At 61.2% G+C, this 25,231-nt stretch carries 25 protein-coding genes; 8 read left to right on the forward strand and 17 right to left on the reverse strand.

The features are described from left to right. Window positions 1–9: 9 nt before the first annotated feature. Together AC07UR_RS08265 and AC07UR_RS08270 are read right to left on the reverse strand one after the other, a co-directional pair. Window positions 10–300, reverse strand: coding sequence for a hypothetical protein (locus AC07UR_RS08265; RefSeq protein ID WP_234941692.1), 291 nt, complete (start codon window positions 298–300; stop codon window positions 10–12). A gap of 11 nt (window positions 301–311) precedes the next feature. Then, window positions 312–1,844 (reverse strand): acyl-CoA carboxylase subunit beta, encoded by a 1,533-nt coding sequence (locus tag AC07UR_RS08270; protein ID WP_209789615.1) that lies wholly within the window; start codon window positions 1,842–1,844, stop codon window positions 312–314. Window positions 1,845–1,985: 141 nt separating this feature from the next. Between AC07UR_RS08270 and AC07UR_RS08275 the strand changes: the two genes are divergently transcribed. From AC07UR_RS08275 to mmsB, 4 genes are all read left to right on the forward strand, one after another. Then, window positions 1,986–3,404 carry a helix-turn-helix domain-containing protein gene (locus AC07UR_RS08275; protein ID WP_173421872.1) on the forward strand — a complete coding sequence of 473 codons (1,419 nt, stop codon included), beginning with the start codon at window positions 1,986–1,988 and terminating at the stop codon, window positions 3,402–3,404. Between the two features lie 223 nt (window positions 3,405–3,627). Then, window positions 3,628–4,770, forward strand: coding sequence for an isobutyryl-CoA dehydrogenase (locus tag AC07UR_RS08280; RefSeq protein ID WP_209789616.1), 1,143 nt, complete (start codon window positions 3,628–3,630; stop codon window positions 4,768–4,770). A gap of 12 nt (window positions 4,771–4,782) precedes the next feature. Further along, window positions 4,783–5,847, forward strand: coding sequence for an enoyl-CoA hydratase/isomerase family protein (locus AC07UR_RS08285; RefSeq protein WP_209789617.1), 1,065 nt, complete (start codon window positions 4,783–4,785; stop codon window positions 5,845–5,847). Window positions 5,848–5,902: 55 nt separating this feature from the next. After that, window positions 5,903–6,799 (forward strand): 3-hydroxyisobutyrate dehydrogenase, encoded by an 897-nt coding sequence (mmsB, locus tag AC07UR_RS08290; protein ID WP_209789618.1) that lies wholly within the window; start codon window positions 5,903–5,905, stop codon window positions 6,797–6,799. A gap of 73 nt (window positions 6,800–6,872) precedes the next feature. Here the strand turns inward: mmsB and AC07UR_RS08295 are convergent, their stop codons facing one another. Then, window positions 6,873–7,283, reverse strand: a complete 411-nt coding sequence (locus AC07UR_RS08295) for a tautomerase family protein (RefSeq protein ID WP_209789619.1) — start codon at window positions 7,281–7,283, stop codon at window positions 6,873–6,875. A 105-nt stretch (window positions 7,284–7,388) separates the two neighbouring features. On the opposite strand from AC07UR_RS08295, the gene AC07UR_RS08300 reads away from it, so the two are divergent. After that, window positions 7,389–8,252 (forward strand): LysR substrate-binding domain-containing protein, encoded by an 864-nt coding sequence (locus tag AC07UR_RS08300; RefSeq protein WP_209789620.1) that lies wholly within the window; start codon window positions 7,389–7,391, stop codon window positions 8,250–8,252. Between the two features lie 22 nt (window positions 8,253–8,274). Here AC07UR_RS08300 and AC07UR_RS08305 read toward each other — a convergent pair whose 3' ends face one another. The 7 genes from AC07UR_RS08305 to AC07UR_RS08335 form a co-directional block, all read right to left on the reverse strand. Then, on the reverse strand, window positions 8,275–9,024 hold the full coding sequence (locus AC07UR_RS08305) for an SDR family oxidoreductase (protein WP_209789621.1): 750 nt from the start codon (window positions 9,022–9,024) through the stop codon (window positions 8,275–8,277). Window positions 9,025–9,138: 114 nt separating this feature from the next. Beyond that, entirely contained in the window at window positions 9,139–10,770 is a 1,632-nt protein-coding gene (locus AC07UR_RS08310; RefSeq protein WP_209789622.1) for a glycosyltransferase, read from the reverse strand. Between the two features lie 3 nt (window positions 10,771–10,773). Beyond that, window positions 10,774–11,889 carry a DegT/DnrJ/EryC1/StrS family aminotransferase gene (locus AC07UR_RS08315; protein ID WP_209789623.1) on the reverse strand — a complete coding sequence of 372 codons (1,116 nt, stop codon included), beginning with the start codon at window positions 11,887–11,889 and terminating at the stop codon, window positions 10,774–10,776. Beyond that, on the reverse strand, window positions 11,886–12,377 hold the full coding sequence (locus AC07UR_RS08320) for an acyltransferase (protein WP_209789624.1): 492 nt from the start codon (window positions 12,375–12,377) through the stop codon (window positions 11,886–11,888). Before AC07UR_RS08320 ends, AC07UR_RS08315 begins: the two co-directional genes overlap by 4 nt. Further along, window positions 12,377–13,525, reverse strand: a complete 1,149-nt coding sequence (locus AC07UR_RS08325; RefSeq protein ID WP_209789625.1) for a DegT/DnrJ/EryC1/StrS family aminotransferase — start codon at window positions 13,523–13,525, stop codon at window positions 12,377–12,379. Before AC07UR_RS08325 ends, AC07UR_RS08320 begins: the two co-directional genes overlap by 1 nt. Further along, the gene (locus AC07UR_RS08330) at window positions 13,522–14,499 is read right to left on the reverse strand and encodes an NAD-dependent epimerase/dehydratase family protein (RefSeq protein ID WP_209789740.1); all 978 of its coding nucleotides are present in this window, start codon (window positions 14,497–14,499) and stop codon (window positions 13,522–13,524) included. Before AC07UR_RS08330 ends, AC07UR_RS08325 begins: the two co-directional genes overlap by 4 nt. Before the next feature lie 40 nt (window positions 14,500–14,539). Beyond that, window positions 14,540–15,799 (reverse strand): Gfo/Idh/MocA family protein, encoded by a 1,260-nt coding sequence (locus AC07UR_RS08335; RefSeq protein ID WP_234941693.1) that lies wholly within the window; start codon window positions 15,797–15,799, stop codon window positions 14,540–14,542. Between AC07UR_RS08335 and AC07UR_RS08340 the strand changes: the two genes are divergently transcribed. Beyond that, a complete protein-coding gene (locus AC07UR_RS08340; RefSeq protein WP_234941694.1) occupies window positions 15,771–16,265 on the forward strand; it encodes an acyltransferase in 495 nt (164 codons plus the stop codon). The two genes, AC07UR_RS08335 and AC07UR_RS08340, sit on opposite strands and share 29 nt — an antisense overlap. 45 nt (window positions 16,266–16,310) lie before the next feature. Here the strand turns inward: AC07UR_RS08340 and AC07UR_RS08345 are convergent, their stop codons facing one another. Both AC07UR_RS08345 and AC07UR_RS08350 read right to left on the reverse strand, forming a co-directional pair. Beyond that, a complete protein-coding gene (locus tag AC07UR_RS08345; protein WP_209789627.1) occupies window positions 16,311–17,195 on the reverse strand; it encodes a DapH/DapD/GlmU-related protein in 885 nt (294 codons plus the stop codon). Then, the gene (locus AC07UR_RS08350) at window positions 17,192–17,935 is read right to left on the reverse strand and encodes a polysaccharide deacetylase WbmS family protein (RefSeq protein WP_494700025.1); all 744 of its coding nucleotides are present in this window, start codon (window positions 17,933–17,935) and stop codon (window positions 17,192–17,194) included. The genes AC07UR_RS08345 and AC07UR_RS08350 overlap by 4 nt, the downstream gene beginning before the upstream one ends. Window positions 17,936–18,415: 480 nt before the next feature. Between AC07UR_RS08350 and AC07UR_RS08355 the strand changes: the two genes are divergently transcribed. Then, window positions 18,416–18,877 carry a GNAT family N-acetyltransferase gene (locus tag AC07UR_RS08355; protein ID WP_209789629.1) on the forward strand — a complete coding sequence of 154 codons (462 nt, stop codon included), beginning with the start codon at window positions 18,416–18,418 and terminating at the stop codon, window positions 18,875–18,877. Between the two features lie 40 nt (window positions 18,878–18,917). On the opposite strand, the gene AC07UR_RS08360 is transcribed toward AC07UR_RS08355, so the two are convergent. The 3 genes from AC07UR_RS08360 to AC07UR_RS08370 all read right to left on the reverse strand — a co-directional run bounded on the left by AC07UR_RS08360 (window position 18,918) and on the right by AC07UR_RS08370 (window position 21,222). Further along, on the reverse strand, window positions 18,918–19,694 hold the full coding sequence (locus AC07UR_RS08360) for an ABC transporter substrate-binding protein (RefSeq protein ID WP_209789630.1): 777 nt from the start codon (window positions 19,692–19,694) through the stop codon (window positions 18,918–18,920). A gap of 129 nt (window positions 19,695–19,823) precedes the next feature. Next, window positions 19,824–20,219, reverse strand: a complete 396-nt coding sequence (locus tag AC07UR_RS08365; protein ID WP_209789631.1) for a VOC family protein — start codon at window positions 20,217–20,219, stop codon at window positions 19,824–19,826. A 94-nt stretch (window positions 20,220–20,313) separates the two neighbouring features. Then, window positions 20,314–21,222: a DMT family transporter gene (locus AC07UR_RS08370; protein WP_209789632.1), complete on the reverse strand. Its 909-nt coding sequence runs from the start codon at window positions 21,220–21,222 to the stop codon at window positions 20,314–20,316. A 449-nt stretch (window positions 21,223–21,671) separates the two neighbouring features. Between AC07UR_RS08370 and AC07UR_RS08375 the strand changes: the two genes are divergently transcribed. Next, window positions 21,672–22,775: a DUF475 domain-containing protein gene (locus tag AC07UR_RS08375; RefSeq protein ID WP_209789633.1), complete on the forward strand. Its 1,104-nt coding sequence runs from the start codon at window positions 21,672–21,674 to the stop codon at window positions 22,773–22,775. 507 nt (window positions 22,776–23,282) lie between these two features. Here the strand turns inward: AC07UR_RS08375 and AC07UR_RS08380 are convergent. Together AC07UR_RS08380 and AC07UR_RS08385 are read right to left on the reverse strand one after the other, a co-directional pair. Beyond that, window positions 23,283–23,450: a hypothetical protein gene (locus AC07UR_RS08380; protein WP_173421891.1), complete on the reverse strand. Its 168-nt coding sequence runs from the start codon at window positions 23,448–23,450 to the stop codon at window positions 23,283–23,285. Window positions 23,451–23,704: 254 nt separating this feature from the next. Beyond that, the gene (locus tag AC07UR_RS08385; RefSeq protein ID WP_173421892.1) at window positions 23,705–25,222 is read right to left on the reverse strand and encodes a tripartite tricarboxylate transporter permease; all 1,518 of its coding nucleotides are present in this window, start codon (window positions 25,220–25,222) and stop codon (window positions 23,705–23,707) included. Window positions 25,223–25,231: the final 9 nt, after the last annotated feature.

The following is a 25,231-nucleotide window of genomic DNA, read 5'->3' on the forward strand; positions in this document are numbered from 1 at the left end:
GATGTCGCGTCAGCGTTTGAATTTGCGCCGATAGGGCAGGAGCGCGATGGACGATGCCGCAACAGCGCCGCCGAAGAGCAGCGCGAAGGGCACGACGACCATGGCCGTGGCGAGAATGGGGCTGCTGGAGCGGGCGATATGGGTGCCGACCGCGCCGATGTTGAGCCAGATCAGCACGCCGGCGACCGTTGCCCCGGTCGCGATGCCATAGAGCGCGTTGACGCCCATGTAGCGCAGCATTTCGCGGTGGTCGCGGCGGGCCTCTTCCGGCGTCATGATGCGTTCGCGTTCCGGCTCCATGGTTGCCTCCATCATAGGGGGATCGTGTCGTGCTTGCGCCAGCGGACGTCGACCTGCTTGTTGCGGAGTGATGCGAAGGCTCGGGCGATCCGGCGGCGCGAGGAGTGCGGCATGATCACCTCATCGATGAAGCCGCGCTCGGCGGCCACGAACGGGTTGGCAAAACGCTCCTCGTACTCCCTGGTGCGCGCCGCGATCTTCTCGGCGTCGCCGAGTTCGGATCGGTAGAGGATCTCGGTCGCGCCCTTTGCGCCCATGACGGCAATTTCCGCTGTCGGCCAGGCATAATTGACGTCGGCGCCGATATGCTTGGAGGCCATGACGTCATAGGCGCCGCCATAGGCCTTGCGCGTGATCAGCGTCACCATCGGCACGGTCGCCTGGCTATAGGCAAACAGCAGCTTGGCGCCATGCTTGATGACGCCGCCATATTCCTGGGCGGTCCCAGGAAGGAAGCCGGGCACGTCGACCAGAGTCAGGATCGGGATCGAGAAGGCATCGCAGAAGCGCACGAAGCGGGCGGCCTTGCGCGAACTGTCAATATCGAGGCAGCCGGCGAGCACCATCGGCTGGTTGGCGACGACGCCGACGGTCTGGCCCTCCATGCGGATGAAACCGGTGATGATGTTGCGGGCGAAACTCTGCTGCAGCTCGAAGAAGTCGCCTTCGTCGGCAAGCGCGAGGATCAGTTCCTTCATGTCGTAGGGTTTTGCCGCGCTGTCGGGAATGAGGCTGTCCAGCCGCCGTTCCAACCGCGACGGATCGTCGTGAAATGGCCGCACCGGAGGCTTTTCGCGGTTGTTGAGCGGCAGGAAATCGAAGAGCAAGCGCACGTGCTCCAGCGTCTCGATGTCGTTTTCATATGCCGCATCGGCGACAGAAGATTTTTTCGTGTGCGTGCCGGCGCCGCCAAGCTCTTCCGCGGTGACGATCTCGTTGGTGACGGTTTTCACCACGTCGGGGCCGGTGACGAACATGTAGGAACTGTCGCGCACCATGAAGATGAAGTCGGTCATGGCGGGCGAATAGACGGCGCCGCCGGCACAGGGGCCCATGATCACCGAGATCTGGGGAATGACGCCCGATGCCTCGGCATTGCGACGGAAGACTTCGGCGTAGCCGGCAAGCGAGGCAACACCCTCCTGGATGCGGGCGCCGCCACTGTCGTTGAGGCCGATGACCGGCGCGCCGTTCCTGACCGCCATGTCCATGATCTTGCAGATCTTCTGTGCGTGCGTTTCCGACAGCGAGCCGCCGAGCACGGTGAAGTCCTGCGAGAAGACATAGACCTGCCGGCCGTTGATCGTGCCCCAGCCGGTGACGACGCCGTCGCCAGCGACCTTCTGGCTGTCCATGCCGAAGTCGACGCAGCGATGAGTGACGTACATGTCGTATTCTTCGAAGGAATCGTCATCGAGCAGAACCTCGATGCGCTCGCGCGCCGTCAACTTGCCCTTGCCGTGCTGGGCGTCGATGCGGCGCTGGCCGCCGCCGGCCCTTGCCTCCGCCCGGCGAGCTTCGACCTGTTCGAGTATGGCGCGCATAAATCCCTCCCGGTTTTTCCGTGATTGTGCAGAGGCGTTTGTCGCTTCGCAATAGCGTCGAAGGCCGGATGGTAAAACGGCCGTTCATGTGCAAATGTGAAATAGAGAATATTGCGAAATGTAAATTGCAAAGTTGCGAACATGGCGATCGGCAAACTCTATATAGGCCGCAAGGTCCGGGAAGTCAGGGATGCGAACAAGGCGACGCAGGGGCAGTTTGCCGAGCGCATCGGCATCTCGACCAGCTACCTCAACCAGATCGAGAACAACCAGCGGCCGGTGTCGGCCTCGGTGCTGCTGGCGCTTGCCGAGAAGTTCCAGATCGACATCGCGGAATTGTCGACCGGCGAGGGTGACAGGCTGCTGTCGGCGCTGTCGGAAGCCTTGAGCGACCCGCTGTTCGAGACTTATTCGCCCAGCCTGCAGGAACTGAAGCTGATCACCCAGAATGCGCCAGGGCTGGCGCATGCGCTGATCAGTTGCCACCAGGCCTATCGCCGCAACAGCGAGCAGCTTGCCAGCATCGACGACACCCTCGGCCGCGGCGGCCCATCGGTGGAGACGACGCCCTATGAAGAGGTGCGCGACTTCTTTCATTTCGTCGACAACTACATCCATGACATCGACGTTCTCGCCGAGCGGTTGGCCGGCGAGCTCGGGCTTGGCGAGAGCGACAATCATGCCGCTCTTGTCGCCTATCTCGAGCAGCGCCATGGCGTACGGGTTCTACGCGGTGCTGCCGGCGACGAAGCGATCCGGCGCTACGATCCGCGCGCGCGTCTTTTGACGCTGAACCCCTATGCTCCGGCGCCGACCCGCGACTTTCAGCTCGCGCTTCAGATCGCCCAGCTGCATGCGCGTGAAGAGATCGACCGGGTGGCCGGTGCTGCCGGATTCCGCACCGAGGAAGCCTACGAGATCTGCCGCATCGGGCTGCAGAACTATTTCGCCGGCGCGCTGATCCTGCCCTACCAGGCCTTTCACAAGGCAGCGCGCGAGCTCAGGCACGATGTCGAACTGCTGGCGACGCGTTTCGGCGCGTCACTCGAGCAGGTCTGCCACCGGCTGTCGACGCTGCAGCGCCCAGGGCAGAAGGGCGTGCCGATCTTCTTTGCCCGCATCGACCGGGCCGGCAACATCACCAAGCGCCACAGTGCGGCCAAGCTGCAGTTTGCGCGCTTCGGTGCCGCCTGTCCGCTCTGGAACGTGCATCAGGCCTTCGAGACGCCCGGTCGCATCATTCGCCAGTTGGCCGAGACGCCTGACGGCGTGCGCTATCTCTGCCTTGCCACCCAGATCACCAAGGGTGGTGGCGGCTTTCGCGCCGCGCAGCCGCGTTATGCCTTGGCGCTTGGCTGCGAGATCTCCTACGCCGACGCCTTCGTCTATGCCGACGACCTCGATCTCGGCAACCGCGCGGCCTTCGATCCGATTGGCATTTCCTGCCGGATCTGCGAGCGGACGAAATGCGCCAGCCGGGCCGTGCCGCCGCTCAAACGAAGGCTGATCGTCGACCATGACTTGCGCGGCGCTCTGCCGTATCGTCTCAGCGAGACCTGATGAAGTTAGGAAGGACTCTGTTCGTTTTTGAACAGAACCTGTGAGAAGTTGCACCTGTGACTGTACGGAATTTGGTGTAACTAGCCCCAATCGCCTACAGCGCCGCGCAATTCGGACGCGCAAAGGTCGCTGTGGGATTGTGAGTTGCTGCATGTTTTTCTCCTTTGATCGGGTTCGATGAAAGGAAATATGCAACGGGTATGCGGTCAGGGAGGACATGCATATGGATTTTCGCCTGTCAGAGGAACAGGAAGCCATCCGTCAGATGGCGCTCGATTTTGCGCGCGACGAATTGGCGCCCAACGCCATCGAGTGGGACCAGGACAAACACTTTCCGGTCGACAAGTTGCAGGCCGCAGCCGCGCTCGGCATGGCCGGCATCTATGTGCGCGACGATGTCGGCGGCACGGGCCTGACACGGCTTGACGCCGCGATCATCATCGAGGCCTTGGCAACGGGCTGCCCGGCGGTCGCCTCCTTCGTCTCCATTCACAACATGTGCACCGGCATGATCGACCGCTACGGCAGCGAAGAGCAGCGCCATCGGCTGCTGCCGAAGCTGCTGACAATGGAAACGCTGGCAAGCTACTGCCTGACAGAACCGGGATCCGGCTCCGATGCGGCGGCGCTCAAGACCAAGGCGGTGAAGGACGGCGACAGCTACGTCCTGACCGGACAGAAGCAGTTCATCTCCGGTGCTGGTGTCTCCGGCCTCTATGTGATCATGGCACGGACCGGCGAGGACGGCCCGAAGGGCATCTCGACCTTCGTGGTGGAAAAGGACGCGCCGGGCCTCACCTTCGGGGCGAACGAGAAGAAGATGGGCTGGCATGTGCAGCCGACCCGCGCCGTGATGCTCGATGGCGTGCGCGTCCCCGCTGAAAACCGCCTTGGCGGCGAGGGCGACGGCTTCAAGATCGCCATGGGCGGACTTGACGGTGGCCGGCTCAATATTGCGGCAGCTTCGCTCGGCGGCGCGCAGGCGGCCTTCGATAGGGCGCTTGCCTATGTTCAGGAGCGCCGCGCCTTCGGCAAGGCGATCGGCGAGTTCCAGGCGCTGCAGTTTCGCCTCGCCGACATGGCGACCGATCTCGAGATTGCCCGCACCTTCCTCTGGCGCGCGGCCTCGGCACTCGACGCCGGCGATCCGGAAGCAACCAAGCTCTGCGCCATGGCCAAGCGATTCGTCACCGATCGCTGCTTTGCCGTTGCCAACGACGCGCTGCAACTCCATGGCGGCTACGGCTATCTCGCCGACTACGGCGTCGAGAAGATTGTCAGGGACCTGAGGGTGCACCAGATACTCGAGGGCACCAACGAGATCATGCGACTGATCGTGGCGCGCTCGATCATCGGCCGGAAATAGGAAGGGTCTTTCATGGAAATGCAGGCGGCAGCACCTGAGGTCATCGTCGAGCGCCAGGGCGCCATCGGCCGTATCAGGCTCAATCGCACAAGGGCGCTGAACAGCCTCAACGTTCCGATGATCCGGTTGATCGCCGAAGCGCTGACGGAGTTCGAAAATGACCCCTCGGTCGCAGCCGTCATGGTGACGGGGGAAGGCGAGCGCGGGCTTTGCGCCGGCGGCGATATCCGCATGATCTACGAGAGCGGGCGCGAGCGGCCGGCCGAAGGCGCGCAGTTCTGGCGTGAGGAGTTCGTCGTCAACAGCCGGATCTCCGCCTACTCCAAGCCCTACATCGCCATCATGGACGGCATCGTCATGGGCGGCGGCGTCGGCATTTCGGCGCATGGCAGCCACCGCATCGTCACCGAGCGCACCCGGCTCGCCATGCCGGAAACCGGCATCGGTTATTTCCCGGATGTCGGCGCCACCTGGCTTTTGCCGCAAGCACCTGGCGAATTCGGTACCTATCTCGGTCTCACGGGTCGCGACATTGCTGCGGCGGACGCGATCCATGCGCGGCTTGCCGATCACTATGTGCCGGCCGCCAAGCTCGATGGACTGTTCTCAATCCTTGGTGGACTGTCGGCCTCAGCCAGCGCAGCGGACGTCGATAATGCAATTCGAAGCGTTGCCGAGGAGGCGTCGGCCTCATCGCTGGCGCCTCATCTCAAGGCAATCGATCGTTGCTTTGCCTTCGACACTGTCGAGGAAATCCTTGCGGCTCTGGAGGCCGAAGACAGTGACTTCGGTTGGGAGACACTGGCGCTGCTTCGCTCGCGCTCGGCCTTGAGCATGAAGCTGACGCTCGATCTCCTGCGCGCGGGACGCCGGAGCGCCTCGCTCAACGAATGCCTGGAGCGCGAGTATTCGGCCACGCTCGGCATGCTGTCCAATCCCGATTTCTATGAGGGCGTGCGTGCCGCCGTCATCGACAAGGACCGCAATCCGAAATGGTCGGTCGGCTTATCCGACGTGACGGAAGAGCTGCGCGCGCGCTTTGCCAACCGAGATCACCTGCCCTTGTTTGTCGCCTGAGGGAGCAGAAAGCTCCGATCGGCGCCGGTCGAACTGCAATTCAGGAGGAGTGAAGATGACGAAAATCGCCTTTATCGGGCTCGGCAACATGGGCGGCCCAATGGCGGCCAATCTGGTGAAGGCCGGCCACGCAGTGACCGGCTTCGACCTGTCGGAGGCCTCGCGCAACGCCGCCGCCAAGACTGGCGTCTCGGTTGCAGGCTCGATCGCGCATGCGGTGCGCGAGGCGGAATGCGTCATCACCATGCTGCCGGCCGGTGCGCACGTGCTTTACGTCTGGGATGAGCTGCTCGGCTTCGTCGATCCCGGCACGCTTTTGATCGACAGCTCGACCATCGACGTCGACAGCGCCCGCAAGGCGCATGCACTGGCCGAAAAGGCCGATTGCCGATCGCTGGATGCGCCCGTGTCGGGTGGTACAGGCGGGGCTGCCGCCGGCACGCTCACCTTCATGGTCGGCGGTTCGGACGATGCCTTTTCCCGCGGCAAGCCGTTGCTCGACGCCATGGGCAAGAAGATCGTTCATTGCGGCGACGTCGGTGCGGGGCAGGCGGCAAAGATCTGCAACAACATGATCCTCGGCATCTCCATGGCCGGCGTCTGCGAGGCCTTTGTGCTCGCCGAACGTCTCGGCCTGTCGCATCAGGCGCTGTTCGACGTGGCCTCGACCTCATCCGGCCAGTGCTGGTCGCTCACGACCTATTGCCCGGTGCCGGGACCGGTGCCGACATCGCCTGCCAACAATGATTACAAGCCGGGCTTCGCCGCCAGCCTGATGCTGAAGGACCTGAAGCTGTCGCAACAGGCGGCAAGCACATCAGGCGCCTCGACGCCGATGGGCGCCCAGGCCGCGCAGCTTTACTCGATGTTCGAAAAGCTTGGCCACGGCGGCGAGGATTTTTCCGCGCTCATTCATTTGCTGCGCGGCAATGACGAGGCAAAGCCCGGTTGATCAGATCTTAGAGGAACGGCGCCGCTGCGAAGCGACGCCGTATGTCCTTTGACCCGGTCTCAGGTGTTGGCGCTTAAACCGCAGCCTTGAGCTTGTTGCTGATGTAGCGAAACTCCTGTGTCTTGCCTTCGAAGCCGTAAGCGGCGGCGGAGACTTCATGCACGAGGATGTAGCTTTCCGAGTGCACACTACCGAGCAGTTGCTGGAAGCCGGCAAAGACCGCCTCAAGATAACCCGCCATCTCCTGTTTGGTGTTGGTGCCGTCCACAACCTTGATATCGAGCCAGAAGCTGTTGGCGCCCTGGTCGGCGAGTGAGCGGCCACCGGCGAACCAGTGCACCGGATCGGCGTAGGTGACGACGATTGCCGTGATCGTCGGGTCCTTGTGCAGATGCTTGGCTGTCAGTTCGCTCACAGTGGCAGCTATGCGCTGGGAAAGGGCAGGGTCGGCCTTGCCTGTGACGGTGACATTGATGATGGGCATGGTGGGCTCCGTGTGGTGCGGGTTGGTGTTGACGCCAATGTCGCACTCCTGTTTCTCAATAAAAATCGAATTGTTTTGCATTTATGATTCGATTATCATGAAGTTATGCAGACGCTTGACCCTGACCTGTTGCGCACATTCCTGGCCTTTGCCGAAAGCGGCTCGCTCACGCACGCGGCGGCCGTGGTCGGGCGTACCGCATCTGCCGTCACAGCGCAGATGCAACGGCTGGAGGCCGTTATCGGGGAAGAGCTGCTGGCTCCTTCCGGCCGCGGCCGCGTGCTGACGCCGGCTGGCGAAGATGTCGTGGTGCAGGCTCGCAAGATTCTCGATGCGCATCGCGACGCCTGGCTCAGCCTCAAGGGCGCGCGCACCGACGGCCGCGTTTCACTCGGCTGCACCCAGGATTTTGCCGACAGCACGCTGCCGATGCTGTTGCAACAATTCGCACGCGCTCACCCGCGTGTGCGGTTGGACCTGCGCGTGGGCCGCTCGAAAGAACTCGTGAGCCAGTACGATCAGGGTGCGGTAGACGTGATGATCGTCATGCGGCAAAGCGCGGCGGCTGACGAAGTCGCGGTATTGCGCGAGCCCATGCTCTGGCTGTGCGCATCGCCGAATGTGATGCCCCTCGATGAACAGCTGCCGCTCGCCGTGCTCGATCCGCCATGCGGTTTCCGTTCCGCGGCCATCGACGCGCTTGAGGGAAATCATCGGCCTTACAGGATAGCGGCGACAAGCCCTAGCCTCTCCGGGCTTCGCGCTGCGGTCCGGGCCGGGATCGCGATGACGGCGAGAACGGCGCGCTTTGTCGGGGATGGTGTGGCGATCGCGCCGGAAAGGTTGGCGCTTCCGGCTTTGCCCGACGCCGAATTCAGCCTGCGTCTCAAACGGAATGCGGAAAGGTCCGCGACCACGCTCGCGGACCTGCTTGCCGATGGGCTTTCAAAAGCGGTCGCTGCGCCCTGACCGTCAGTGCCAACGCGATGGGTTACATCTGCACGGTCATGCCACCATCGACCGTCAAGGTGATGCCGTTGACGAAGCTTGAGGCCGGCGAGGCCAGGAAGACGGCAGCGGGGGCTATCTCTTCCGGCCGGCCCCAGCGCTTCAACGGGATGCGGACATCGATGAATTGCTGCAGCACCGGATCGGCGGCAAGTGCCGCGTTGGTTTCCGTTGCGAACCAGCCTGGAGCGATGGCGTTGACCGTCAGGCTGTCGGAGCCGAGTTCGACCGCAAGCGAGCGGGTCAATGCGCCAAGCCCGCCTTTGGCCGCGGTATAGGCAGGATCGCCGGAGCGTGCGGCAAAGGCGGCGATCGAGGTGACGAAGATCAGCCGTCCGGCGTTCGATCGTCGGAGATAGGGCAGCGCCGCCCTGGCCATACCGTAAGCGGCAGTGAGATCGGTGTTGATGAGGGCGGCAAAGCCGGCCGCATCCATGTCGTCGGTACCGCGCCGATCGCGCTCGCCGACGGCGTGAATCAGAATATCCAGCCTCCCGGTGCTGCGTGTCGCCGCGGCCAATATCTCTGCTGCATCCGTGGCGATATCGCCCGGCGCCACCTCGAGCATGATGCCTTCGCTCTCGACCCGATCGCGCGCTGCCTCCAGCGCCGACCGGCCACGACCATTGATCGCCACCGATGCGCCCGCCTTGGCGAGTGCCTTTGCCATCTCGAGGCCAAGTCCACGGCCACCGCCGGTAACCAGTGCGGTTTTTCCGCTGAGATCGAACATATCTTTCCTCGCCACGCCTGTGTGCAGGACTTTGGCCGAATGGGAAAGAGGCGACAAGCCTCGACAGGGGCGCGGCAGCGACGGGGCCGTCGATAACGACGGCCTTACGCCTATTCAGCGCGTCCCGAGCATGACTTTTGACCGACCGTCCAGAATCGCACCGTAGCGAATTCTGTCGTCCCTGCCGTTGGCAGTGAGCACGCGTTCGGCGAGCGAAATCCAGGTCTTCAGATCCTCCTGGCCAAGCCAGTGGATCGACAGGCAGTCGCCGAACTCGAACTCTTCCGCACCGTTCGTTTCGGTGCCGAATTCATCCGCATCGTCACGCCATAGCCATTGCATGCGCCGGATGCTCAGATGAGGAACGTCGATCGCCCGCTCCAGCATCAGATCGCGCAGACCCTCGTCGTCGAGCAGTTCGGCAAGCATCAGCAGCCAGGCGATTTCGACCGGATCGAGACGACCAAGTTCCGGGTCCGACTGACCCTGCGCATTGCCTCTGCGGCTGAGCCAGATTGCCGCCTGTGCCAGGTCACCCTCGAGAAGCGAAATGACACCCAGCAGGAGCCAGGGCTCCGCTACATGGCCGATCCAGGTCGTCAGGTCGTTAAGGGCTGCCTTGGATGCCGTAAGGTCACCACCTGAAAGGATCGCGTCGCGCGCCGATCGCAGCACGGCGGACATCGGGCTGTCGAAGATGACAGCGTCGGCAATCCATGGCGTGCTGGAGGCGGCCTTGACATTTTCGAACGGCCCAAATTTGCCTTGCTGCTGCACAATTTCGCCGGGCTGCAGACGAATGCGGCATTCGAACCAGTCGAGCATATGCGTCCAGGATTGCCGTGTGTAGCGGCTGTGGACGAGGTCGTGGCCCTGCTTGCAGATATAGGAATAGAGATCGGGGCTCCGGGAAATCGCATTTATCTTGATGAAAAGCTCGCGGCCGGAACCGAGCACACAATTCTCAAGATCGACGAAACCGTATTCCTTCAAGGGCTCCGATTCCGGCGCGACGAGGATGGCGCCAGATGCCGGAATCTCCAGATGTTTGCGAACGACATAGTCCATCCGCGTGGTGTCGGCGATGGAGAAATAGCTTTGCGAAATCAGTTGCGAGTATTTCTCGTCACGAACCTCGAAGGGGGATTGGTAGTTCTTGTCATAGCCCGGATGCGGATAGACCAGTGTCGGGAACAGGCGTTGGATCTCTTCCGTCACTTGTGCCCGCCAGGGGTAGAAGGTCGGGAAAAGATGCCCACTGAAAACCGTGACAGGGATGATCTTGTCGAGCTTATAGTCCTGGAATACCGTCGCATCGATGAATTTCGGTAGTATGAATGTGGTGATCTTCGACAGTTCCGGCATCTGCTGAACCTGTTCATTGCCTGGGCAGAAAATCGTGTCGATGCCGTAGCTGTCGAGCATTTGCAAGATCAGCGGCCGCATGGGGTCATGCGGATCACAGTTGAGGTATAGAGCGCGTGGCACATGCGGATGCGCTTGCGCATTCGCTATGTTTAACCGGTGAGGGCGCCCCCAATGGACGGAATCGAAGATCAGGAAATCGGGTTTCAGCTGCGCGTAGACCTCTGCAAAGTCGAAGTCCTGCTCGATGACACTGACGTCGCAATGCAGCGCAAGCGTATGCACCCACTCGTCGATGACCGTCGTCAGGACCGCTGCGGAGTCCGGGTTCGGTCGTGGTCGAACGCAGAGGACCTTGCGACGCGGTGCTGTCTCAGTCATGGCTTACTCTCCGTCAAAAAATGCAAGAACGGCGTCAATGACGCGTTGTTGCTGGTCGACACTCATGCCGGCGAACATCGGCAGCGACAGACCCTGTGATGCGAATTCTTCGGCGACCGGGAAGTTTGACTGCCCAGCAGCGATCTCGAGCAGGCATGGTTGCCGGTGGAGTGGGATTGGGTAGTGCAAGCCCGTCTGGATGCCGTGTCCGTCGAGGTAGGCCTTCAGTTCGTCGCGGCGTTCTGTGCGCACCACATAAAGGTGGTAGACATGGTCGCCGTGAACGATCTCGGGCAGTTGCAGCGACGTAGCCGTCAGAGCGTTCTTGTAACGTGTCGCGATAGCGCGCCGTTGATCCGTCCAGTCGTCGAGGTGTCCAAGCTTGTGGCCAAGGACAAGCGCCTGGATGCCATCCATACGGTAGTTGTAGCCGATCCGTTCGTGCAGGTAGCGTTGTGATTGGCCATGATCCCGGAGCGCCCGCAGCGCTCTGGCATGCTCGTCGTCATTGGTGACGATGAGGCCGCCTTCACCAGCCCCACCGAGGTTTTTACCCGGGTAGAAGCTGAAGCAACCGAGGTCGCCGATCGTCCCGAGGCTGCGACCGCCGTGGCGTCCGCCGATCGCCTGGGCGACATCCTCGATGACGGTCAGGTTGTGACGACGAGCAAACTCCATGGTCGCCGACATATCGGCCGGTTGGCCGTAGAGATGCACCGGGATGATGGCTTTGACGCCGTCGTCGAGCCGGCGTTCGGCATCGGCCAGATCGATGGTGCCGGTCGCGGCTTCCACATCGCAAAAGACCGGGATCGCACCTTCGTAGAGAAGACCCCATACCGTGCCGATGAAGGTGTGCGCAGGCACCAGCACCTTGTCGCCACGACGAATTCCGGCGGCGATGACGGCGAGGTGAAGGGCGGCACTGCCGCTGCTGACAGCCACTGCATGTCGCGCGCCGAGATATTCGGCAATGCGTTTTTCGAACTCCGTGGCCCATGGCCCCAGGCAGAAGGCATTTGCCTCGAACAGTCGCTCAACGTCGGGCATGACGTCGGCACGGATCTGGTTCCACTGGATCGAGAGATCGACGAAAGGTACTGTGGCGTGCGCGTTCATGCGGATGTCCGTTGCGAAGGGGAAGTTGAACCGACGATGCGGGCAGGGTTGCCGGCGACGATAGCGTGAGCGGGCACGCTGCGGGTCACGACGGCACCAGCGGCCACCAATGCGTATTGACCGATGACGAGATCCGGCAGGATCGTTGCGTTGCTGCCGATCGAGGCACCTTTGGAAACACGGGTCGGCAGGCATGTCCAATCGGCTGCCGATTGCAGCCTGCCGTCTTCATTGATCGCTCGCGGGTAGCGGTCGTTGGTGAACATCACGCCGTGCCCGACGAAGACGCCGTCTTCGATCGTGACGCCCGAGCAGATGAAGCAATGCGACTGGATCTTGCAGTTTGCGCCGATCTCCACGTCCGACTGGATCTCGACGAAGGTGCCGATGCGTGTGCCATCGCCGATCGTGCAGCCGTAGAGGTTGGCAAGATCCGGATGATAGATGACGACGTTTTCACCCAGGACAACAGTGTCGGCGATCGGCATCAATTTAATCCTTGTGCCGAAAGCGATGTCTTCAGACCTTCGACGACCATCGTCTGCTCGTCTTGTGTCATGCCGTTGAACAGCGGAAGGATGAGATGGGTGCGGCTGACCTTCTCCGATCGCTCCAAGCCGTCGTTCCGGGCATTTTGCCAAGGCTTTTCAAGATGACTGGACATGATGGCGCGGCGGGTGGCGATGCCCTTGTCCAGCATGGATTGCATGACGCCGTCCCGGTCCGCTGCCTCAGGCACGCCGACGCAGTAGCTCTGCCAGTTCGAACGCGCCCAGCTGGGTTCGGCCGGCACGGCAACGCCGTCGATTTCGCTGATTTGCTCCGCGTAGCGTCGGGCCAAGGCGCGACGCTCGGCAACGATGCTGTCCAGCCGCTTCAGCTGCTCGCGTCCGACCGCCGCCTGCATGTCGGTCATCCGGTAGTTGAAGCCGGTTACGTCGTAGGTTTCCGTCACGACGCGGTTGGATTTGTGGCGTGCCAGATCCGAAACGCTCATGCCGTGCTGGCGGAGCAGTCGGCAGCGTGCGTCGATTTCCGGGTCGTTCGTCGTGATCATCCCGCCCTCGCCCGTGGTCAGGATCTTGCGCGGATGGAACGAGAAGCAGGCAACATCGGAGAACGTGCCGCCGAGCTTGGTCCAGGTACCGTTGGCCTGGATTTCCGCCCCGCTTGCGCAGGCAGCGTCTTCAACCACCCGCAGGCCGTGGGCGCGCGCGACTTCGCATATCGCCGGAAGGTCGCAGGGCATGCCGATCTGGTCGACGCAAAGCACTGCCTTGGTGCGTGGGGTGATGAGGGCTGCGATCGCGTTCGGATCGATGTTGAAGCCGACAGGACCAATATCGGCAAACACCGGCGTCGCACCACACATGTGAATGGAGTTGGCCGTGGCAATGAAACTGTGGCTGACTGTGATGACTTCGTCGCCTGGCCCGACGCCGACGGCAAGCAACGCCAGATGCAGGGCCGTCGTGCAGTTCGATACGGCGCAGGCATGGGACGCACCGGTCATGGCTGCAAATTCGTTTTCGAAGGCAAGAACCTGCGGGCCCTGCGTCAACCAGCCGGAGGCGATCACCGCGGCAACGGCGTCGGCCTCGGCCTGGCCGACAAGAGGGCGCATCAAGGGGATCATTGCGCTGCCTCCATCGAGAGGGCGCGTTCCTGCTGCCACCAGACGACCAGATCGGAAAGCCCCTGCTCAAGACTGATCGTCGCTTCGAATCCAAGCTGTTCTTTTGCCTTGGTCGGGTCGGCGAGACGCCGTTCGACCGGATTGACGCTTCGCGCCGGCATGTATTCGATCGGAAGATCGGTCCGTCCCATTGTCTTCAGTAGCGCATCGGCGAGCTGCTTGAGCGACACCTCCTCGCCCGAGGCAACGTTGTAGACCTGATCGGATGCAGGCGAGAGCGCCGCTGCGATGTTGGCGCGGGCAATATCGCGGACATCGATGAAGTCCATCGTCTGCAGGCCGTCGCCGAAGATGATCGGTGCCTGTCCGGCAGCGATACGTTCCATCCAGCGGATCAGCACCTCGGTGTAGCGACCATGGATATCCATGCGCGTGCCGTAGACGTTGAAATAGCGCAGTGCGCAATAGTTGAGGCCGAACATGTCATTGAACGAGCGAAGCAGGCTTTCGTTGAGCAACTTGAGTCCGCCATAGAGCGTCCGATCGGCATAGGGAGCTGCGGCTTCGGTTGTCGGAAACTCCGGTGCTAGCCCGTAGATCGAGGCCGAAGAGGCGGCGATGAGCTTTTCGACGCGGTGCTTTACGCAGGATTCGATCAGATCGAATGTCGATTGCCCCATCACTTCGAAGGCATGACGGGGTTCGGCAGCACAGTGGGTGATGCGCAGTGCTGCCTGATGGAAAACGACGTCACTGTTGCCAATCAGACCGTCGAGCAGGTCACGATCGCGAATGTCTGCGTTGATGACTTCGAGCCGATCAGGGTGGGCAACTGACGCAAGATTGGCGAGCCTGCCGCGCACCATATTGTCGATGACGACCACCTTTGCGACGTCCTGCTGCATCAACTGTTCGACGATATGAGAGCCGACGAAGCCGGCACCTCCCGTGACCAGGATGCGCTTGCCCTTCAAGGCGTTGACGGTCTCGGACGATGATGTGTTTTGCATTGGTTTATTCCGCGGCTACTGCGTTGATGGAGGCGGGCATGAACCCGCGGACGCGACGAAGGCTGAGATCAAGTGCGGCTTGCGCGCGCTCCAGAGCCCGCACGACGCGAAGCCCAAGGCGCCCATCTGTCTTGCAGGTGACTTGCTTCGTGACGGATTGCCGGAAGTGTTCGATGACATCGACAAGCGGCTCGGACGTTGCAAGCCGCGGTGAGGAAACGGATCCGATGCGGTAGTTCGGCAGGATAAGATCCCGCTCCTGCTTCGAATGGAAAGTGATGCCGGAATCGTAAATTTTCAGCGGCTCGTCGCGATTGAGATCGTCCCAGACGACCATCTGTTCGCTGCCTCCGATAGCGACCCGGCGAAGCTTTACCGGCGACATCCAGCTCAGATTGAGATGAGCCACCATCGAATTGGGATAGTGCAGCGTCAGATAGCTGATGTCAGGCGAACCCTCATTGACGTGGCAATACCCGCTGGCCTCGACATCGACAGGTTCAATGCCGAAGAGGAAATCGAGGATCGACAGATCATGTGGCGCCAGATCCCAGAGAACGTTCACATCCGGCTGGAAGAGCCCTAGATTGATGCGCTGGGAGTCGAAGTAGGAGACGTGGCCGAGCGCGCCGGAATGAACGAGATCCGCCAGCTTCAGCACCGCCGGATGGAATAGGAAAGTGTGATCGACCATCAGAGTCAGTCCGTAGGCCTCCGCCCGTGCGACAAGGTCGCTTGCCTCGGCACTCGACGCGCACATCGGCTTCTCGACCATGACATGCTTGCGTGCCTCCAGAGCCGCTCGCGCCAGATCGTAATGCGAAGACACCGGTGTCGCGATGACAACGGCATCGATTGTTGGGTCGGCCATGACTTCGCTAGCGTCGGCATGGACCACGATGCTTGGATGCGACTGGCGCAGTTTTTCGGCTAGGTCCGGTTTCGGATCGACAACGGCGGCGAGTTCAATGCCAGGGTTGCTTGATAGCACCCGAAAAAGATTTCGTCCCCAATACCCCATCCCGCACAATGCGACCCTGATCATGCTGATTCCTCTCAAGCAACCGCGTAGGTTCATATTGCGAGGAAAGCTTGCTTGGGCCTGACGTGGGTATAACCCGCACTGGCGCGCAATCTTGTCTGTTGTTTCCTTGAGGGAAAAATTAGGGTGCGCGAATTGCGGATTGCGGAGGGGAAGCCCGGTGTTGAATGCTCTGAGAGTGCTGCAAGCTGCTTTGCAGAAGGAGAAGCTTGAAAAGTTCAAGCGACGCGTTTCCCTCGGGGATCTCCTTACCGATCGTTGGGAGAATGCACGTGAGTACGGCTTCGGTGAGGGAACGTCCTGTTACGACAATGTTTTGATCCTCGGCGATGTAAAAGTCGGCGCACACACCTGGATTGGTCCGAACACCATCCTCGATGGATCCGGCGGCCTGATGATCGGCGACCATTGCTCCCTCTCGGCCGGCGTCCAGATCTACTCGCATGACACGGTCCGAAGGAGCGTTACGCTCGGCCAGGCACCGATCGCTTATGCGCCGACGCGCATCGGCCACGGCGTGTATATCGGCCCGAACGCCATAATCGCCAAGGGCGTGACGATCGGCGATGGCGCGGTCATCGGTGCAATGTCCTTCGTCAACAGCGATATTCCTGCCGGAAAGAAGGCATGGGGAACGCCGGCGTGTATTGCTGGGGACGTCGTGGTTGCCGACGGAGTGGAGCAATAGCACTTCCGATTGTGCAAGCGGGAGCGTGGCCGGGGCGCGAATGTGCTAGCGCGATTGCCGGAGTTGCTCAAGGAAGCGCTCATGTGGGACGGCGAAGTTGCCGGTTACGTGACCGCCATCGGGAACGTCGCGCGTGACGACAGCTCCCAGCGTCACCCTCGCGCCCCGCCCGATGCGCAGACCGTTCGAAATCGTGGCATTCGGTCCGATCCGAGCGCCATCCTCGATGATGGCCGAGCCGCCGAGCAGGCAGCAGGCGATAATCTGGCACCCTTCGCCGATGCGAACGTTGTGAGCGACGTGCACCAGGTTATCGACGACGCTGTTGGCGCCAATTTCCGTGTCACCGCCGTAGATTCCCCAATCGACGCTGGTGTTGGTCTTGACGACGGCACCGCGCCGGATGAGCACGCGACCATAATGGGGCAGGACGATCTGGCGACCGTCGATGATCCCGACCTCGAAGCCGTCGCCGCCGATTACCGAACCCGCGCCGATCCGCACACCGTCTTCGATCTCGACGCGCTCGTGGATCACCGCGTTAGCATCGACGATGACGTCGTCGCCGATGATGACGGATGTATCGGATATATGCGCGCGCGGGTGGATCTTTGCGGTTGGAGAAATTCTGCTCGCGAACGGCGCTCGAGCCTCGACGGCTTGGCCGTGGATCATGTAGGCGCGCAGAAAGGCTTCGCGCGGGTTCTCGCAGACGGCAAGGCCGTGGGTCTCGGGTATGGCATCCTGAAGTTCCGCCGTCGTCAGGATGTTGCGCCTTCCGGTCAAGGATGCGAATTGCCGTACGAAGCGGGTGTCGGCATAGTAATGCAGTGAACCTTCTCCTCCCAGAGAGAGCGGTGCGAAACCGGAAACTTCGGCGTCTCGAACGACTGATACCGTGCCGTCACGGAATATCTCAGACAGTTTCATGGGTCGATCCTTGCTTGAGCATCAAAGGGAAGTTCGGACAGGCGGACGAAGCGACCGCCGGTTTTTTGCACCCATTCGATCGCCTGCGCCAAGAATGACGCGCTGCCGGAGCCTGGATGTCGCATCGCGTCGGCCTGTTCTTTCGTCAGGGTCGCAATGTGCTGTTTGTGGCGGAGATAATAGTCGGTATCGGGAATGTTCAGCGCCCACATGAACGGATGGAAATTCAGGATCTTCAAGCCGGCACTTTCGAAGGTCTTTCGATGGGCGGCAAAGTCCCAGTCCAGCCCGAGCAGCCAATGAACATCGTCCTCGAAGAAGACCGGCAATCGATCGACGCCATTCCAGTGTTTGAGAACTGTAATGTTCTCCTGCAGGTGACAGCAGATGTTGCTGTCGAGGCGAATGCCGCGACGTGAAGCTGCCATTGCCACGTGACTGTTGTCGAAGAACGCGTGGCAGCGCAGGGCTACGGGATTGGGGACGAGAGCCAGCACATGATCGAAAATCTCGTCGATCGTACTGCCGTGTGTTGTTCCCGCGAGGAAGTTCGGATGTATGCCGAGTTCGACCTTGCCCTCCTCGGCGAAGCGTTCCAGCATCTTCGATCGGTGGGTAACGAAGAGTGACGGGACGATGCCATGGGCACTTGCGGTGTCGACGTAGCTTTCGATGCAGTATTCCGACGCCCAATCGACATCGCCCGTTAAAACGAAACGCGCCGGGTACTTATGTTCCATCGATAATTCACTCTCGTCATCGCTGTGGCTCGATCGAAGACGGTGCCGGTCGCGCGAAGCCTCTTGGGAGGAACCATTCACACCGATTCTGTCCATGCCGACGAGAGGCCGGCCGCAATCTGCACAGGAATGATGCCGTCGGTGTTGGTTGCGTTGTTTCCGGCCGAGCGTGTCTGCTCCTCGGCTCGTCGTCGACAGCTCAAAACCAGACCCATGCTTGGCAAATGCCGCCGAGCCGATGTGGGCGTTTCCTGGAGTGAACTGAATTGGTCGTGGCGGCGAGGCATCACGCGCTGAATCTCACTCTGAGGCGAACGCAACCCCTGTGTTGCCGATAGCATTTACGCGTTATGAATACTGCTCTCTTAAGTTGTGGTCGAGCCGATTAAGGGCGTCAGGGACGAGAGAGGTGACAAGATGGTTGTTCCAACGCCAAGCAGCGCCCGGTCATCGTAAACCGGAAGGGGAGGGGCGCGTGTCATGATGAGGGATTTCTCGACGTCTGAGATCACCTTTCGGCTTCTCACGGGTGCGGACCTAGAAACTTACCGCTCATGGTTTGCCGATGCGGAGTTAGCCGGCTTCATCGACTATCCGACCGACGACTGGTTCGCGCATGTCACAGGAAGTGACAATGCGCAGTGCTGGGCCGTGGTTGCCCCTGATGGAGTGATGCTTGCCGAGATTCAGGTCGACCGGGATGAGGTCGGCGTCGGGCATATCGAATTGGCGGTGCGGCCGGATTTGCGAGGGAACGGCTACGGGAAACGGATTCTGTTCGCCTTCTTGCGGGGGCCGGGCGGGATCTTCGCGGAGCTTCATGCGCATATCGAAATAAGTAATGTCGCGAGTCTTGCCTGCTTCCAGCGGTGCGACTTTGTCGAAGCGGCCGAGCAGGACGATGACGAGTTTCGTCTGCTCCTCTGGCGTCCCAAAGCTTAGGCCGGCCGCCGTGACGGCGGCCGGTCGCAGTGGGTCTGTCTTACTTCATCGTGTAGACGTCGACAGTGAAGTACTTGTCGTTGATCTTCTTGTAGGTGCCGTCGGCGCGGATTTCGTCGAGGGCCTTGTTGAGCTTTTCGCGCAGTTCGTTGTCGTCCTGACGCACGGCAATGCCGACGCCTTCGCCGACGAACTTCTTGTCGGTGATCGGCTCGCCGATGATTTCGCAGCAGGCCTTGCCGTCATCGTTCTTCGTCACCCAATCCAGAAGCGGCAGCATGTCGCCGACCTGAAGATCGAGACGGCCGTTGACCATATCGAGGTTGGCTTCGTCCTGTGTCGGGTAGAGCTTGATCTCAGCGTCCGGATAGGTGGCGGTGATGAAGTCGGCCTGCGTGGTACCCGACTGCGCGCCTATCACCTTGCCCTTGAGGGCCTCGTTGGTAAACGTGGTGATGCCGGCGCCCTTTGGCGCTACATGCGTCATCGCTGCAAGATAGTAGGGATTGGTGAAGGCGACCTGTTTCTTGCGGTCCTCGGTGATGAACATCGAGGCGATGATGAGGTCGTATTTCTTGGCGAGAAGACCGGGGATGATGCCGTCCCAATCCTGCGCGACAACCTCGCACTCCGCCTTCATGCGCTCGCAAAGCGCCAGCCCGATATCAACATCGAAGCCGCCGATCTTGCCGGCCGAATCGATGAAGTTGAAAGGCGGATAGGCGCCTTCGGTGCCGATCTTGATCTTGTCGGCGGCGCCGGCCGAACTTGCCGTTGCCATGACAGCCAGCGTGATCGCTGCAATCTGTTTTTTCATCGTCGTTCCCCTTGTTGGCGCATCATTCTTGATGCTTCCGGAGAACAGTATGTCCGGTCGTCCTATAAGCGAAATAGATAGGCGCGATAATCGGTATTGTTTCGATTGATTGTGATCGCCGTCAGGCGATCACTTGTAGCGTCCGTAGCGCTGCAGCACTTCGATCTTGTAGCCATCGGGATCGGTGATGAAGAAGAACCGCGCCAGGAGCGCACCGTCGCGATTGAACTCGACGATCTTGTTCGGGTTTAGTCCAGCCTCGGTCAGTCGCCTGTGTTCATTGTCGAGGTCGCTCACCGATAAAGCAAGGTGGCCATAGCCGTCGCCGAGCATATAGGGCTCGGTGCGATCCTTGTTGATCGTCAGCTCGAGCTCGAATTCACTCTCTTCATTCGCAAGGTAGACGAGCGTGAAGGTTTCGAAATCGAGCCGCTCGGCGATATCGAGCCCGAACGCCACTCTGTAGAAGTCCAGCGACTTCTGCTCGTCAAGCACACGGATCATCGAGTGGATTGCCTTGGCCATGTGAGCCTCCTTCAGAGTTGAGACGGGTGCGGGGTATCAGAGCAGGAAGAAGGATGGAACCCTTCCCCTCAAAGTAACGATCGTCAGTGCGCTGTCAGATTTTTCGGGCGTGTCTTTTCAACTGCTGCTCGCGGAAAAAGATGAACAGGCCCGAGGCGACGATCAGGGCGGCGCCGATAATGACGGTCGGGCGCGGCATGTCGCCGAAGAAGAACCAGCCGAAGACGACGGCCCAAAGCAGCAGCGTGTATTGCAGTGGAACCACCGTCGCCGCGTCGGCGAGCTTCAGCGCGCGGTTTACCAGGATGTGCGCGAGCATCGCGACGATGCCGAGCATGCCAAGCTGAAGGACGGCTTCGCCATCGACGGGCGCCCAGCCGGTCGGATTGGCGGCAACGCCGACGAGTGAAAAGACGAGCGCGCCGATGACCTGCCAGAACACCAGTGTCGTATCAGGCGTTGAGCGCAGTGTCCGCCCCAGCATCAGCGCAAAGGCGAAGGCGGCACTGCCGACAAGCGCGATCAGGGCCGGCAGGCTGAACGTGTCCTTCGAAGGCTCAAGCGCGATCACCACGCCGGCAAAGCCGATGAGGATCGCCGTCCACCGTCTCCAACCGACCTTTTCGCCAAGCAGGAACGGCGAGGCGGCGGCAACATAGATCGGCGCTGCCAGCCAATAGGTCATGGTGTCGGCGAGCGGCATATAGGCGACGGCGAAATAGAAGGCCGATGCGTCCACGGCAAAAAGCAGCGAGCGCAGCGCCTGGAGCCACGGCCGCTCGACCTGCAACATCGACCGCAGGCCGCGCTTGAGGATGAACGGCGAAAGCACGAGCAATGCTGCGATGCTGCGGATGACCATCAACTGGCTGACGGAGTAAGTTGCCACCAGCCATTTGCCCATGACGTCGTTGAGCGAAAACATCAGCATGCCCAAAAGCATGACGATGACGCCCGTCCGAGCGGCGTTCGGCGCGGTGGCAGAGGTGGCTATGATGGTCATCGGAGTGGCTTTCAAACGTGGTTCCCGTGCCTTTTGCACATTCCGTCGCGCCGATCCATCGCGCTCTGCGTATGGGACCATAAGTTTTACGAATGAATCCGTCTGGAGCCGCCTCCAACTTGCATCGAGGAATTCAATCGTGGAATGCCAGATCGGCCTGGGAGAGGTGGCGTTGCCTCTTGACGTTACGTGCGGCGCTGCTAGTTATGGGATGATCTCGCCGACCAGACATCGGACCGCGGGATGAACACTGGTGCCGGGCCCCTCTGGCGAGAGTTTTTACGGCGCTCTCGTGATGTCGGTACCGCCAGCAAATTAGCCGGCGGATTAGCTACCATGAAAACTGATCTCATGCCTAACGCATGTGCCCTTTCGGCCGTGCGTGTTTTCGTTTCAAAACCCCACTTCTTCTCGGAACCGGGCGTCGTGCGCTCGAAGGAGGCACGTCGATGACACAGCCTCACACGCACGCAAGCTCGCTCGGCTACTTCAAGTGGGCCTTCATCGTCACTGTGGTCGGCCTGGTGCTCGGCGCCTGGCTCGGCTGGCAGTCCACCGGCACGATCGGTGGCATGGCGACCGTCTTCTTCATCTGCACCGTGTTGGCGGTCCTCGAAATCTCACTGTCCTTCGACAACGCGATCGTCAATGCCAACAAGCTGAAGGACATGACCCCGGAATGGCAGCATCGCTTCCTGACCTGGGGTATCATCATCGCCGTCTTCGGCATGCGCATCGTCTTTCCGCTGCTCATCGTCGTTATCGCGGCAAGCATCGGCCCGATCGACGCCATCATGCTGGCGGCGACCAAGCCGGAAGAATATGCCCGCATCATGAACGATGCGCATCTTCCGATCGCGGCCTTCGGCGGCACCTTCCTGATGATGGTTGGCCTCACCTACTTCTTCGACCATGAGAAGGACGTGCACTGGATCTCCTGGGTCGAGAGCAAGATGGCGCGCTTTGCCACGATCAAGGGCATTGAAATTGCCTTCGTGTTGGCGCTCATCCTCGGATTCTCGAGGCTGCTGGAGCCCGCCGACGCCCATACCTTCGTTTACTCCGGCATCTACGGCCTCCTGACCTTCCTCGCCGTCGAGGTGATCGGCGGGCTGCTCGACGCGTCGCAGCAGACGCTGGACGCCGCGGCAAAGGGTGGCTTCGGTGCGTTCCTTTACCTCGAAGTGCTCGATGCGAGCTTCTCGTTCGACGGTGTTATCGGCGCATTCGCCCTGACGCAGAACCTCTTCATCATCGCCATCGGTCTTGGCATCGGCGCCATGTATGTGCGCTCGATGACGATCATGCTGGTGGAGAAGGGCACACTCAGCGAGTACCGCTACCTGGAACACGGCGCGTTCTACGCGATCCTCATCCTCTCGGTGGTGATGTACTTCCAGACGCTGGTGCATATCCCCGAAGTGATCACCGGCCTCGGCGGCGCTGCCCTGATCGGTATCTCGCTCTGGTCGTCGATCCGCTACAACAAGCGGGAGCGCCAGGCGGAGCTCAACGGCGAAGTGAGCCACGGTCAGGCGCGCGTTGAGGCGTAAGCGGCCTCGACCATACGCTTTCAATGAAGGCCCCGGTGCGCTCGCACCGGGGCCTTTTGCGTTGGGGAACCGGCCATTGCGCCCACACAGATTGCCAAACGACCGTTATCCGGAGATAACCGGTCGATGATTTCAAGCGATCTGACGCGGGTCTTGGAAGAGGTTTACCGAGCGGGCGCCCACAGGGTGCCGGCCGACGACATCGATTGGCCGCAGGAGCTTCACGCGGCAGTCTTTCGCGCCTTGAACATGCAGTACATCACGAGACGAGAGATTGACGGTAGCGTCCGCTTTTCGCTGACGCAGGCGGGATACCGCGCAATTGATGCAGAGGTGCCATGGGGGCGCATTCTGCGGCAGCGCATGCGCGACTTTGTCCGCGCGGCCACGGGGCGCTAGCAAGGCCAAACGCAGAAAACGTAACGGCCCGCCATCTCTCGATGCCGAGCCGTCTCATCCTTGGGAGGATAGACGCCCTGTCGTTATGACGGGCGCTGGAAATCTCTGTTAGCTGCGGCCTGCATCCGGGAAATTGGCCGGGTCGATACCCAGGGTGCGCAGGTCGCTTGCCTTCGGGCGGCGGTGGCCTTCGACAGCAGCGGCAGCAGCGCTAGCGGCGCCGAGAACTGCGAATGCGCGGCCGATGAAACCCTTGCGGTAAGTTGTGGTAGCCATCTCTTTGCTCGCTTTCGTTTTCTCTCTGATGAGCAAAAGATGGGGTTTCCACGGTCTTTTTGCAATGCACAATTGGACACTCCAGCCATGCAACGGAAGCAGGCCCGGTCGACTGTCCGTCGACCGGGCCTGCTGTTTGAGCCTTGGGAGGCTCCTGCATAACTCCCCAAATCGGGTTCGATTTAAGGAAGATCACGCAGAAGGTCCGAGCTTAGCCGCGCCGGCCCTGAACAGGCGCGACGCAGCAGGGCTGTTTAGTCTTCGTTGGCTGCGAGCTGTGCCAGCACTTCACCGCGTCCGCGGGCCCTGAGGATCAGCGGGATGATCAGGGCGGCAGCCGCAATCACCAGCAGCACGGCCGCGATCGGCGAGGTGAAGAGCACGCTGACGTCACCCTGGCTGATGGCCAGCGCCCGGCGGAGCTGCTGCTCGGCGAGCGGACCGAGGATCAGGCCGACGACGACAGGAGCGATCGGATAGCCGAAGACGCGCATGGCATAGCCGAGCAGACCGAACGCGAGCAGCATGCCCAGTTCGTAGACCGACGGGTTGGCGCCGATGGTGCCGAGCGTCGCAAACATCAGAATGCCTGCATAAAGCCATGGCTTCGGAATGGTCAGCAGCTTTACCCAAAGGCCGATCAGCGGCAGGTTTAGGACCAGCAGCATGAAGTTGGCAATCAAGAGGCTGGCGATCAGGCCCCAGACGAGCTGTGGGTTGGTCGCAAACAACAAAGGCCCAGGCTGCAGGCCGTATTGCTGGAAGCCGGCGAGCATGATCGCGGCGGTTGCCGTTGTCGGCAGGCCGAGCGTCAGAAGTGGGACGAGCGTGCCGGCGGCCGAAGCATTGTTGGCGGCTTCCGGACCGGCGACGCCTTCGATGGCGCCATGGCCGAATTCTTCTGGGTGTTTCGCCAGGCGCTTTTCAGCCGCATAGGACAGGAACGTGCCGATCTCGGCGCCGCCGGCCGGCATGGCGCCGATCGGGAAGCCGATGAAGGTGCCGCGAAGCCAAGGCTTCCACGACCGTGCCCAGTCGAGCTTGCTCATCCAGATCGAGCCACGCACGGCCTCGACCTTGTCAGGGCCCTTTTCGCCCTGAGCGGCGATGAACAGCGTCTCGCCGATCGCGAACATCGCCACGGCAAGTGTCGTGACCTCGATGCCGTCGAGCAGTTCCGGCACGCCGAAGGAGAGGCGCGCCTGTCCGGTCAGTTGGTCGATGCCGACGACGGAAAGCGCCAGACCGACGAAGAGTGCGGTCAACCCGCGAAGGGTGCTGTCGCCGAACGCCGAAGACACGGTCACGAAGGCGAGAACCATCAGCGCGAAATATTCGCGCGGGCCGAAGACCAAGGCGAGCTTGACGATATAGGGCGCGATGAAGGCAAGGCCGAGCGTCGCGATCAGGCCGGCAACGAACGAGCCGATGGCGGCGGTGGCAAGCGCTGGTCCGCCCCGTCCGGCGCGGGCCATCTTGTTGCCTTCGAGCGCGGTGACGATTGAGGCGCTTTCACCCGGCGTGTTGAGCAGGATCGACGTGGTCGAGCCGCCATACATGCCGCCGTAATAGATGCCGGCGAACATGATCAGCGAACCGGCGGGGTCAAGCTGGTAGGTGACGGGCAGCAGAAGTGCCACGGTCAGGGCCGGGCCGATGCCGGGAAGAACGCCGACGGCGGTGCCGAGCGTTACTCCGATCAGCGCGTAGAGCAGGTTCATCGGCTGGGCAGCAACCCACAGTCCCTGCAACAGGAATTCAAAAGTAGCCATGGTCGACGG

The sequence above is a fragment of the Ensifer sp. GW821-FHT05G01 genome (assembly GCF_059419585.1).

Coding starts and splice junctions, on each gene's coding strand:
- AC07UR_RS08265 (WP_234941692.1), bottom strand. CDS start 300: ATGGAGCCGGAACGCGAACGCATCATGACGCCGGAAGAGGCCCGCCGC.
- AC07UR_RS08270 (WP_209789615.1), bottom strand. CDS start 1,844: ATGCGCGCCATACTCGAACAGGTCGAAGCTCGCCGGGCGGAGGCAAGG.
- AC07UR_RS08275 (WP_173421872.1), top strand. CDS start 1,986: ATGGCGATCGGCAAACTCTATATAGGCCGCAAGGTCCGGGAAGTCAGG.
- AC07UR_RS08280 (WP_209789616.1), top strand. CDS start 3,628: ATGGATTTTCGCCTGTCAGAGGAACAGGAAGCCATCCGTCAGATGGCG.
- AC07UR_RS08285 (WP_209789617.1), top strand. CDS start 4,783: ATGGAAATGCAGGCGGCAGCACCTGAGGTCATCGTCGAGCGCCAGGGC.
- mmsB (WP_209789618.1), top strand. CDS start 5,903: ATGACGAAAATCGCCTTTATCGGGCTCGGCAACATGGGCGGCCCAATG.
- AC07UR_RS08295 (WP_209789619.1), bottom strand. CDS start 7,283: ATGCCCATCATCAATGTCACCGTCACAGGCAAGGCCGACCCTGCCCTT.
- AC07UR_RS08300 (WP_209789620.1), top strand. CDS start 7,389: ATGCAGACGCTTGACCCTGACCTGTTGCGCACATTCCTGGCCTTTGCC.
- AC07UR_RS08305 (WP_209789621.1), bottom strand. CDS start 9,024: ATGTTCGATCTCAGCGGAAAAACCGCACTGGTTACCGGCGGTGGCCGT.
- AC07UR_RS08310 (WP_209789622.1), bottom strand. CDS start 10,770: ATGACTGAGACAGCACCGCGTCGCAAGGTCCTCTGCGTTCGACCACGA.
- AC07UR_RS08315 (WP_209789623.1), bottom strand. CDS start 11,889: ATGAACGCGCACGCCACAGTACCTTTCGTCGATCTCTCGATCCAGTGG.
- AC07UR_RS08320 (WP_209789624.1), bottom strand. CDS start 12,377: ATGCCGATCGCCGACACTGTTGTCCTGGGTGAAAACGTCGTCATCTAT.
- AC07UR_RS08325 (WP_209789625.1), bottom strand. CDS start 13,525: ATGATCCCCTTGATGCGCCCTCTTGTCGGCCAGGCCGAGGCCGACGCC.
- AC07UR_RS08345 (WP_209789627.1), bottom strand. CDS start 17,195: ATGAAACTGTCTGAGATATTCCGTGACGGCACGGTATCAGTCGTTCGA.
- AC07UR_RS08350 (WP_494700025.1), bottom strand. CDS start 17,935: ATGGAACATAAGTACCCGGCGCGTTTCGTTTTAACGGGCGATGTCGAT.
- AC07UR_RS08355 (WP_209789629.1), top strand. CDS start 18,416: ATGATGAGGGATTTCTCGACGTCTGAGATCACCTTTCGGCTTCTCACG.
- AC07UR_RS08360 (WP_209789630.1), bottom strand. CDS start 19,694: ATGAAAAAACAGATTGCAGCGATCACGCTGGCTGTCATGGCAACGGCA.
- AC07UR_RS08365 (WP_209789631.1), bottom strand. CDS start 20,219: ATGGCCAAGGCAATCCACTCGATGATCCGTGTGCTTGACGAGCAGAAG.
- AC07UR_RS08370 (WP_209789632.1), bottom strand. CDS start 21,222: ATGACCATCATAGCCACCTCTGCCACCGCGCCGAACGCCGCTCGGACG.
- AC07UR_RS08375 (WP_209789633.1), top strand. CDS start 21,672: ATGACACAGCCTCACACGCACGCAAGCTCGCTCGGCTACTTCAAGTGG.
- AC07UR_RS08380 (WP_173421891.1), bottom strand. CDS start 23,450: ATGGCTACCACAACTTACCGCAAGGGTTTCATCGGCCGCGCATTCGCA.
- AC07UR_RS08385 (WP_173421892.1), bottom strand. CDS start 25,222: ATGGCTACTTTTGAATTCCTGTTGCAGGGACTGTGGGTTGCTGCCCAG.